At 43.2% G+C, this 8,982-nt stretch carries 10 protein-coding genes and 1 pseudogene; all 11 read right to left on the reverse strand.

Features of this window, described 5'->3' with window-relative positions:
* Positions 1 to 226: 226 nt before the first annotated feature.
* Positions 227 to 985: a GNAT family N-acetyltransferase gene (locus tag RWS24_RS10170; RefSeq protein ID WP_314367194.1), complete on the reverse strand. Its 759-nt coding sequence runs from the start codon at positions 983 to 985 to the stop codon at positions 227 to 229.
* A gap of 4 nt (positions 986 to 989) precedes the next feature.
* Positions 990 to 1,688 (reverse strand): 3-oxoacyl-ACP reductase, encoded by a 699-nt coding sequence (locus RWS24_RS10175; protein WP_314367197.1) that lies wholly within the window; start codon positions 1,686 to 1,688, stop codon positions 990 to 992.
* A complete protein-coding gene (locus RWS24_RS10180; protein ID WP_002899859.1) occupies positions 1,681 to 1,917 on the reverse strand; it encodes a DUF2829 domain-containing protein in 237 nt (78 codons plus the stop codon). Before RWS24_RS10180 ends, RWS24_RS10175 begins: the two co-directional genes overlap by 8 nt.
* A gap of 130 nt (positions 1,918 to 2,047) precedes the next feature.
* Complete coding sequence (locus RWS24_RS10185) at positions 2,048 to 2,512, reverse strand: GNAT family protein (protein WP_314367200.1); 465 nt, start codon at positions 2,510 to 2,512, stop codon at positions 2,048 to 2,050.
* Complete coding sequence (locus RWS24_RS10190) at positions 2,502 to 3,467, reverse strand: hypothetical protein (RefSeq protein WP_314367202.1); 966 nt, start codon at positions 3,465 to 3,467, stop codon at positions 2,502 to 2,504. Before RWS24_RS10190 ends, RWS24_RS10185 begins: the two co-directional genes overlap by 11 nt.
* Before the next feature lie 20 nt (positions 3,468 to 3,487).
* Complete coding sequence (locus tag RWS24_RS10195; RefSeq protein WP_314367205.1) at positions 3,488 to 3,913, reverse strand: GNAT family N-acetyltransferase; 426 nt, start codon at positions 3,911 to 3,913, stop codon at positions 3,488 to 3,490.
* Between the two features lie 63 nt (positions 3,914 to 3,976).
* Positions 3,977 to 4,987 (reverse strand): S41 family peptidase, encoded by a 1,011-nt coding sequence (locus RWS24_RS10200; RefSeq protein ID WP_314367208.1) that lies wholly within the window; start codon positions 4,985 to 4,987, stop codon positions 3,977 to 3,979.
* Between the two features lie 66 nt (positions 4,988 to 5,053).
* Positions 5,054 to 5,323 carry a hypothetical protein gene (locus tag RWS24_RS10205; RefSeq protein ID WP_314367211.1) on the reverse strand — a complete coding sequence of 90 codons (270 nt, stop codon included), beginning with the start codon at positions 5,321 to 5,323 and terminating at the stop codon, positions 5,054 to 5,056.
* 42 nt (positions 5,324 to 5,365) lie between these two features.
* Positions 5,366 to 6,766, reverse strand: coding sequence for an amino acid permease (locus RWS24_RS10210; RefSeq protein ID WP_314367215.1), 1,401 nt, complete (start codon positions 6,764 to 6,766; stop codon positions 5,366 to 5,368).
* A gap of 158 nt (positions 6,767 to 6,924) precedes the next feature.
* Positions 6,925 to 8,919: an ABC transporter permease gene (locus RWS24_RS10215; RefSeq protein WP_314367218.1), complete on the reverse strand. Its 1,995-nt coding sequence runs from the start codon at positions 8,917 to 8,919 to the stop codon at positions 6,925 to 6,927.
* Positions 8,919 to 8,982, reverse strand: a pseudogene (locus tag RWS24_RS10220) (ABC transporter ATP-binding protein); the annotation flags it as partial. The pseudogene RWS24_RS10220 and the gene RWS24_RS10215, both read right to left, overlap by 1 nt.

Consider the following 8,982-nt stretch of genomic DNA (forward strand, 5'->3'; position numbering starts at 1 on the left):
TGAAATGCTTTCTCCTATTCTCATTCCCGCCTTTTGGTTTGCTTTAATGATAACAATAGCCATGATTTTTGCCCTAAAGGACAAAAACTTTACCAACAAGGAAGCAAGTAGCTGTCCTGAAAATTCAGTTCTCCATTTTCCTTAGCATATAAACAGAAATCATCATCTAGCTCTTCCGACTTTACAGCCTCAATGATATCTTTTAATAAATAGCTTTGGTTTTTCTTCATTGGTTAAAAGTCCCTTTCCATTCATAAGCCGGATAAGCGCCTAGACACTGATAGCCCAAGCTTTCTGCGATCTTCTTGGAAGCTTCATTGTGCGCATCCCATAGAGGAAAGAGTGAGCGTTTTTGGGCTTCTAAAATCATCTTGGCACCTAGGATTTTGGCCAAGCCCTGCCTTTGGTAGGCCGGCTTGGTAGCAATTTCAATCTCAAGGGCCCCATGATAGACCAATCCTGTCGATACGCCAGCAATGATTTCCTCTCCTGAATAGAGTAAAAAACCAAAGCCACCAGCCGCTTGAAAATGGTCAAAATCGGGAAAATCACCCTGCAAATCCTGAGACCAGGCTTCCCTAGCCAAACACTCATAACTCTCCTTATCAATCGGACTAAGGTAGTAATTTGCTGGTAGCCTGCTCTTCCATTTCTCCAAAGCCTCTGTGTCAAAGGCAACCTTGTCCGCAAAAGCATAACGAGTAAACTGCTGCAAATCAGTCTGACTATCGAGAAACTCTTGCCAGCTAGGCTCCTCGGAGATAATGATCTTGTCAGCCAAGCTGTATTTTGTGATGTACTCTTGCCAAAAATAACAATCCACCTGACCAGCCGGAAAAATGAAATTTCCTAGTTGGTAAAGGCAAGATGTCTCAGGCGCATTCATGAAGAACTGCCCTAGGCCAGCATCCAAACCGTAAATTACCATATTTTTGGTCCAGGATTGGAAAAGTTTTTTAGCTTTTTCATTGTTTTCATTCTTCATCTACTTACTTCAAACTCCAGCCACCGTCGATTTTGATAATCTCGCCCTGCATAGCAGCTGTCTTACCACTGGCTAGAAAGAGGCTGATGTCTGCCACTTCCTGAGGGTCCAGCCAACGCTTGATAGGAGTCTCCTCAGCAACCCAGTCTGCCAGTCCGCCTGGCTCAAAATCCGCAGCAGTCATAGCTGTCTTGACAGCGCCCGGCGCCAAGCCAAATACTTGGATATTTTTATCCGCATAGTCTAAGGCTATCTGTTTGGTCAGGCCAGCCAGAGCATGCTTAGAGGCTGTATAGGCAGCACCGCCACCGCCAGCCAGAAAGCTAGCAATCGAGCACATATTAATGATGATGCCTGACTTCTTCTCCAGCATTTTCTGCAGGTAAAAGCGAGTGATTTTCATAGTCGCGGACAGATTAAGCGCAAAAATCTGCTCCCAGTCCTCGTCACTGGTCTCGTGCAGGGGAAGATAATTGTCCAAGATACCTGCTGTATTACAGAGAATATCCACCTCGGGTAAGCTAGTAAAGAGTGGTGTCAAATCCCCTGTCAAATCCATCTTGACAAAACGAAGCTCATTTAGAAAGCCAGGATTTTCATCCTTGTCCACCCCATAAACCCGGTAGCCATTTTCCAAAAAGGTCAGAGCCTGAGCTCGGCCAATGCCAGAGCTAGCTCCCGTCACCAGTACTGTCTTAGTCATCTACTTCCACCCAATCTGTCGCGAGCACATCACAAGGAGTCGGGCTCCACATGGAGAAGCCCTCCCCCTCACCAGAAACATTGATGAGGAAATAAGGTGTCACTTCAAGAGCCACCCCATTTTGCTCAATCGTGTCAAAGAGCTGGACGTAGTTCTCTGCCCCACCCCAACCTGTACGCACATATTTTTTCTTGGCCTTAAGGCCTGGTAAAATTTCTTCAAATGTCATGGTTTTCTCCTTTTGTTTATTGGTAATCATTTACAAATTCCCTGCTAGCCGTCAGTAGTCATAAATATATTGAACGACTTTTTCTTGACTGTCAATAATTTTATCTGACGCTTTGCAACAAAGTCTAAAATTAGACCTTCTTCTCCATCTCCACAAAGAGATGAATATCGCCATTGCTTTCCTGCGGAATGCGCCTCACCACTTCAAAGCCCATGTTGAGATAAAGCTGCTGAGCTCGGTGATTGAAGTCTGCCACGGATAGCCTGATGACTTGGGGCGCAAAATTTTCTGAGATAAAGTCCAGAATTTCCTGCAAAAATGCAGCGCCCTGACCCTTTCCGCAGTGCTCCGGCTTCATCCCCAAACCAAGCTCCAAAACTTGCTTTCCTTTGTGCTCCAAGCAGAAAAATCCATAGAGTTTCCCTTCTCTCAGTACTTGATAATAACGGTCCCCACGCGCTTCAGGAGAAACCATTTCTTCATAATCTTCCAGGTCATTTTTCATATCATAAAAGTCATAAGGCGCCTCATAATGCCAGTCCTTAGCAATTTCCAAAGCATGCTGCTGGGTTAGTGGTTCAATTTTATTGCTCATATTTTTTCACCTCCTCAGGGTGGGCCTCTCGCCATGCTAAATAGTCATCAAATGATTTGATTTGTGTTTTCTCACCTGTTGCAGAATCTGTCGCATAAACTTCCATCACATCCTGCCCCTTAGGCGCAAACCAGTGTAAAAGATTATCAAACCATTCTTTTTGGTTATACTGTTGAGGCCGGAAATAAAGTTGAGTCATATCCTTCATATTTTTAGCTACATCTGGATAAAGCTGAGCAAAGTTGGTGTTGGAAATATCAATTTTATTATCAGAATCTAAGTCTGGAACAATAGTCCCTCCCAATTGCAATAAATGGTATTCTCTCAACTGAGCACTTAAGCTGTCTCCTAGCCCACCAGGAGTCAAGCTCACTTTGTTTCGATATGGATCTTTCGTCGCCATCTCATTTCTTCTTTGATCAACATCCTTGAAAGAGAGCTCCTCATTATCAATATCCAGTAAAAAACTTTGCTCAAAAACTTCTCCATTAACATATTGGTAAAGATGGTCTCGTGTCATATAGTCTTTCCCATTGCCATAATAACTGCTTAAGACTTCATTGAGTCTAAACTTTTGTGTCTGAATTTCAGGTAATTCATACAGGTCTAGTTCTTTCTTTGATAGATTAGGGCTATTTAAATCGTAGCTGATTATCTTATAGTATTCTTCTTTCCCAATTGGTGGAGAATTTTTAACTTCTCCAATTCGCCAAGAATGGACGGCAATAGTTGAAACATAATTTTGTCCATAGTAAATATCGGCTCGATTCTCTTTCTCATCTACAGCGACTAACACGAATTTATTGTTATCAAAAAGCTGAATGCTCTTAAATTTTGTTTCTCGTATGTCAGTATAAACTTTAGTATTTATTTTAATAACCCATAAGGTGAGCAGAGTTAAAGCTCCCAATAAGAGAATACTCAATAAGGCATACACTATCTTCTTTCTCTTCATGCTAATTCTCCTTATTTTCTCTAAAATCCCCAATAAAATCGTTTTTGGTCTGCTTTTTCGCTACAACCAAGACTGCGATAAAATTCATGAGCTGATGAGCGGGAAATTCCTGAATTAATCCGAATCCCTGTGTAGCCTGCGGCTTTTGCCTCTTCGCGCAAAGCTTGCATCAGCGCTCTGCCATGTCCCCGCCCTTGAAATTCCTGAGCGACGGCCAAAGCCAATAGATTGAGTAAGGACGGGAAATAGAGACAGTCGTAGCTAGCTGCATGAGCGTAACCTATGACCTGACCGCCTTCTTCAGCTACCAAAATCAAATGCTGGTCATTCTCTAGCAGCCTCTTCAGTTGAGCCTCCGTCGCTTCCCTATCGAAGTTATAGCCCAAGCACTCAGCATTAAGCCGCTGAATGGCTGCGGCATCTCTTAGTTTTACTTTACGAATCATCTGTCACCTCGTTCTTCTCTTTATTATAGCAGAAAAGCAGTCTTTTTGACTGCTTTCAATGAACTATTCTCCCATCTGTCCCTTCAACCAAGACTCCGCCTCTTCTAAAGGCTGGTCTGTTAGGACATCGGGCTGAATGGCCTCATTCTCATAAAGCTTGCCCGTGCGATCTAGGATACTCGAGGTAGTCAAGAGCAAAACCGCTCCATCATATAGTTGATAATAATTATTTCCCGTAGTATAGCTTGCCGTTGGCTGACCAAATATTTTAACATTTTCCAGTCCCTTAAAAGCTAAAACAGTCATCTCTCCTGAGCTACCTGTCTTCCCATTGGTAAGGACAGCTATTGGCACTTTCTTTGCTTTCTCATCAGTCGGCTCCAAACCAAGCTGCTTCAGAATATCTAATCGAGAAACCGCGCTCTTGCTTCCATTTTTTTCAACGAATTGGAAGAGGTCTTCATCAGGCAAAAGAGAGGACAGGCCCGCAATCATCGGATACATATTCCCGCCGGTATTGTCTCTCAAATCTACTACAACCGCCTGATAGTCATCCTTTTTAAGAGCTGCTGACAGTTTCTTGGCATAAGCCTTCGCTGCCTGTGTATCACCAGTGAAAGCAGGAACTTTTAAATAGAGAATGCCCTCTCGATTCTGCACTTCAGGCTGATTTTTGCTTTCCGACCAATTTTCGGGATTATCCTGTGGACTTAAAAAATAAGAATGCTTCCCGCCAGCCTTTTTGGTTAATTCTTCCAAAACAGGATGGGTGTCTTGATAAGTCTTGGCTGATTCAAGCTTCTCTAAGGCTTTCTTTTTCTCATTTTCCCAGTCTTTGTCCGTATAAAGACCGAAATCAAGCTTTTTCACAACCGAGCGAGCGTAGTCCTGCGGACTAGGTGGGAAAAGAAAAATGCCATAGTCTGGACCAAAGTAGGCCAGAAAACCCATTAAAAGAGCAAGCAAAACCAATACTGTTCCCAAGCAACCTAAAAGGACTTTTTTCATAATTGCACAACCTTTCTTGTGAGGATTTCTGAGCTGATTATAGCAAAATAGAGACACGTTTTCCATGTCTCTACCTTACATTTATCATCGTCAATCTTACATTTTTGTAAGATTATTTTAATCTACAGAAGCTTATTTCCATCTCTCACTCTTAGAGAATGCAATCATCAAACCAGACCCAGCTAGAACTACCAGAATAACAAGACAGATATTTTTCAGTGGATAGAGCCAGTCTTTATTTTCCTCGTGCCAAGTTGTCTTCCAAAGTCGAACATAATCAGCATGCATATCTTCGGGCTGGTTCATCTGAATATTGATCACAATCGCCAGTAAAATCAAAGCGATAAAAGCAAGGGCAAAGAGCCAGATTTTCTTCTTTTGGCTTAGGTTAAGGTTCTTCATTCTTTTCTACTTTTACTTTCTTTTTAATAGCAATACTTCACCCTACTTCTCTTTTACAGCGATTTCTGAGTTCCGATAGCCATAGAAGACATAGATGAGACTTCCCAGCGCTAGGGCAATTCCAAAGGCTTGCCAGGTTTCCTTGGTGTACTGGGTCATGAAGGACAGGCAGATGATAATGGATAAAATTGGTGTTAGAGGGACTAAAGGCGTTTTGAATTCTCCTGCTTTCGGCATTCCTTGATCTTTCCGCAATTTCAAGACTGCCACAGCCAATAGAATAAGATAGGCCAAGGTACAGATATTGAGGAAAGAGGCGATGCTAGCCAAGGGGAAGATACCAGCACAGACAGCTGAGGCAATCCCTACTAAAATCGTTGCATTCTTTGGCACCCGACTGGTCTCTGTCAATTTTTTGAAAGAGCGAGGCAAAAGACCATCACGCGCAATACTGTAAATCATCCGCGACAGGGCGTAGGTCATGGAAATGCAGACCGTAATCAGAGTCAAAATAGCGACGACAGAGATATAGTTAGCTGCCCAGCCAAGTCCGACGCTGCGCAGGGCAAAGGCCACCGCATCTGAGACATCCAGCTTGCTATAGTGGACAATCCCAGTCAAGACCAAGGTCACCAAAATATAGAGAATGGTCACGATGCTCAAGGACAAAACAATCCCGCGCGGAACATTCTTTTGGGGCTCTTTGATTTCATCGACCGCCATGGAAATAGACTCAAAGCCCAGAAAGGCAAAGAACATGAGTGAAGCCCCAGCCATGATACCGACCTTGCCGCCATAAATTTCTCCAAAACCAAATGGTGCAAAGTTAGACCAATTTTCTGGCTTGATGAAGAAAAATCCTGCAATGATAAAGAGTGCTAAGGCTGAGAATTTTAAGACCACCAAGGCTGAGTTGAAGCGCAGGGCTGCCTTTGAGTTCAAAAGGACAACCCCTGTAACAAAGACCAAGACCAGAATAGGCAGCAAGTCCACATAAGTACCTGCTGTTGGATTGAAGGTGCCATTCAGAGCTGCCGGCAGCTGGATACCAAAGCCGCTCAGTAATCCCTTCAGATAAGACCCCCATCCAGAGGCAACACCTGAGATAGCCGTCATGAACTCCATGATGGTCAGCCAACCAGCCAGCCAAGCAGGAAATTCTCCCAGAACCGCATAAATATAACTGTAGGCTCCGCCATTGGCCGGAATCCGTGAGGCAAACTCAGCGTAAAAAAGTGCCGAAATACTCACACAAAGCGCTGAAATGACAATCGAAACGGTCAGAGCTGGCCCAGCATATTTGGCTGCTCCAGTCCCTGTGATAGTGAAAATTCCAGTTCCTACCATGGCTCCAATACCAAGCAAAATCAAATCAGGAATTTTCAAGTGACGGCGCATGCCCGTTCTGTCCTTGCTGGCATCTTTCTTTCTAAAAATATTCATCTATTTTTATTCTCCTAATTGCATTAACGTCCTATTTTATCATATTTCGACGCTTTTAGGAATCTTTCTCAGAAATTTTCCGAGAAAAGAAAGGCTGAGAGAAATCTCAGCCTAAGTCTTTAAAATAAATGAAAGCTATATGAATCCTGTCTCTACTATCACATAGCCACAATTTTGCGATAGCTGCGAGATGTGATGAGAAAGACACCGACATATACTGCAATAAATAGAGCACAAACACCCAGAGTCACCACTAACATAAGACTTGCGTTGAGCACGCCCAACATCTGTAAAATGAGACTGAGCATGTGATAGGCAAAAGCCAAATGAAGGAAGGCAAAGATTAGGGGCAGGAAGAAGACAGTCTGTACTTGTTTACGAATGGTCTTTCTAGTCTGTTGCTCGTCTAAGCCGACTTTCTGTAGGATGATGAAGCGGTCACGATCTTCGTAGCCTTCGGAAATTTGCTTGTAGTAGATAACCAGCACTGTTCCCATCATGAAGACAATAGAGAGGAAAATCCCTATAAAGAAGACACCACCCAGCATACCCTTAATCTCAATTATGCCAATCACACCAGTTTGACCGTGGACACCTCCGGCACCTTCTGGCAGGGATTGGTTGTAGTCCGCCATTTTCTTTTGATAAATCGTATCCAGCTTAGCCTTTTCATCTTCTGAAGCTTCGATATCCAGACTACCATAGAGCACAGGATTAATAGCTTGCTGCTCCATCTGCGGAGCTAAGAGTTGACTAGGATCCTTGGCTACTAGATACAGCCCTTTAGGAATGATGATATTATACTCATCTGGAATCTTGTGAAAGATAAAATCTTCAGACAGGACTTTCTTGATCGTCAAGTTTTGGCCAGCCAGCTGGAGAGGCTGCTTATAATCCAGATCCACTCCCTTGTTAAAGATAGCAATCTCATTTTCCTGCAAAGACAGATCCTTTCCTGTCAGCTTTTCGTAATCCTCGCTGGAAAACATCAAGATATAGGTATTAGGTGACACAGCCCATTGTCCCTTAGGATAAATATCTAGGCTGTTACCCTCTTTCTTCTTGACACCCATTGAATAAAACTGATAGGTCTCCTGTTGCTTGACCTTCAGCTGATTCTCTGCTACAAACTCTGTCAAGACCTGATCCAGCTGTTCTTTTTTTGCATTCACACCGCCATTGATAGAGAAATCATGCGGAAACATCAGTTTTTGCATATATTCCGCGCCAGAATAGATGTTCATACCAGCAGAGAAGGTCACTAGAACCATTGTCGATAGGATGGAAATAGTAGCCAGCCCCACTGCATTTTTCTTCATCCGGTAAATAAGATTTGAGACGGAAATCATATTATTTGGCTGGTAGTAATACTTTTTATTCTTTTGCAGAAGCTGAAGAAAGACTGTAATACCAGCGTTAAAGAGCAGGTAGGTTCCTAAAATGACCAAGAGGACTGCTCCAAAAAAGATGAAGATTGCTTCCATAGGATTCCGCACGGTCTGGGCCAGATAGTAGCCGTAGAGCAGAGCTGCCAGACCAATAAAGGTCTGTGGCAGTAAAAACCGGCTCTTCTTCTCTCCGCTAGCCTTTTCCTTAGCCATCTTCAGAGAATCAAAACGCAGAATTCGCCAACCATTAACAAAGACCAAGCCTGCAAAAATAAAGCCATAGAAAATAAAAACAAGAATCAAGACCGGTAGCTGGAATGTCGAAACCAGCACCACCTTGGTCCCCATGAGCTTGAGCAGAAAGGCATAAATCAGCTGGTCAAAGAGAACACCAATAGTCAGCCCCAAGCATACAGCCACTAACCCGAAAATCAGAAGCTCAATAAAGGTCATAACAAAGAGATGACGCTTATTGAGACCTAGCATACCGTAAAGCCCTAGCTCCTTGGAGCGATTCTTCATGACAAATTGATTGGCATAAAAGACAATAATTCCAGCTGTGATGTTCACAATAACGACCCCTAGGACCAAAACTAGGATAACAGAGCTGGCACCTGTCATTTTGGATAGATTGGGATTAAAAGCCAAGGAGTTGAAAATATAAGAAATTGCTACAGCCACACAGGTAGCCAGTGCAAAAGGATAATAGAGACGGCGGTTCTTAATCAGATTGGATACCGCCAATTTTGCTGCTAATCGAAACACTAGTCCTTCACCTCACTTGCCATAACTGTCAGAGTATCGGAAATCTCTTGGAACATCTGTCGT

Source organism: uncultured Streptococcus sp. (assembly GCF_963528215.1).
Taxonomy (GTDB): domain Bacteria; phylum Bacillota; class Bacilli; order Lactobacillales; family Streptococcaceae; genus Streptococcus.

Coding starts and splice junctions, on each gene's coding strand:
- RWS24_RS10205 (WP_314367211.1), bottom strand. CDS start 5,323: ATGAAGAACCTTAACCTAAGCCAAAAGAAGAAAATCTGGCTCTTTGCC.
- RWS24_RS10195 (WP_314367205.1), bottom strand. CDS start 3,913: ATGATTCGTAAAGTAAAACTAAGAGATGCCGCAGCCATTCAGCGGCTT.
- RWS24_RS10210 (WP_314367215.1), bottom strand. CDS start 6,766: ATGAATATTTTTAGAAAGAAAGATGCCAGCAAGGACAGAACGGGCATG.
- RWS24_RS10200 (WP_314367208.1), bottom strand. CDS start 4,987: ATGGAAAACGTGTCTCTATTTTGCTATAATCAGCTCAGAAATCCTCAC.
- RWS24_RS10170 (WP_314367194.1), bottom strand. CDS start 985: ATGAAGAATGAAAACAATGAAAAAGCTAAAAAACTTTTCCAATCCTGG.
- RWS24_RS10185 (WP_314367200.1), bottom strand. CDS start 2,512: ATGAGCAATAAAATTGAACCACTAACCCAGCAGCATGCTTTGGAAATT.
- RWS24_RS10175 (WP_314367197.1), bottom strand. CDS start 1,688: ATGACTAAGACAGTACTGGTGACGGGAGCTAGCTCTGGCATTGGCCGA.
- RWS24_RS10190 (WP_314367202.1), bottom strand. CDS start 3,467: ATGAAGAGAAAGAAGATAGTGTATGCCTTATTGAGTATTCTCTTATTG.
- RWS24_RS10180 (WP_002899859.1), bottom strand. CDS start 1,917: ATGACATTTGAAGAAATTTTACCAGGCCTTAAGGCCAAGAAAAAATAT.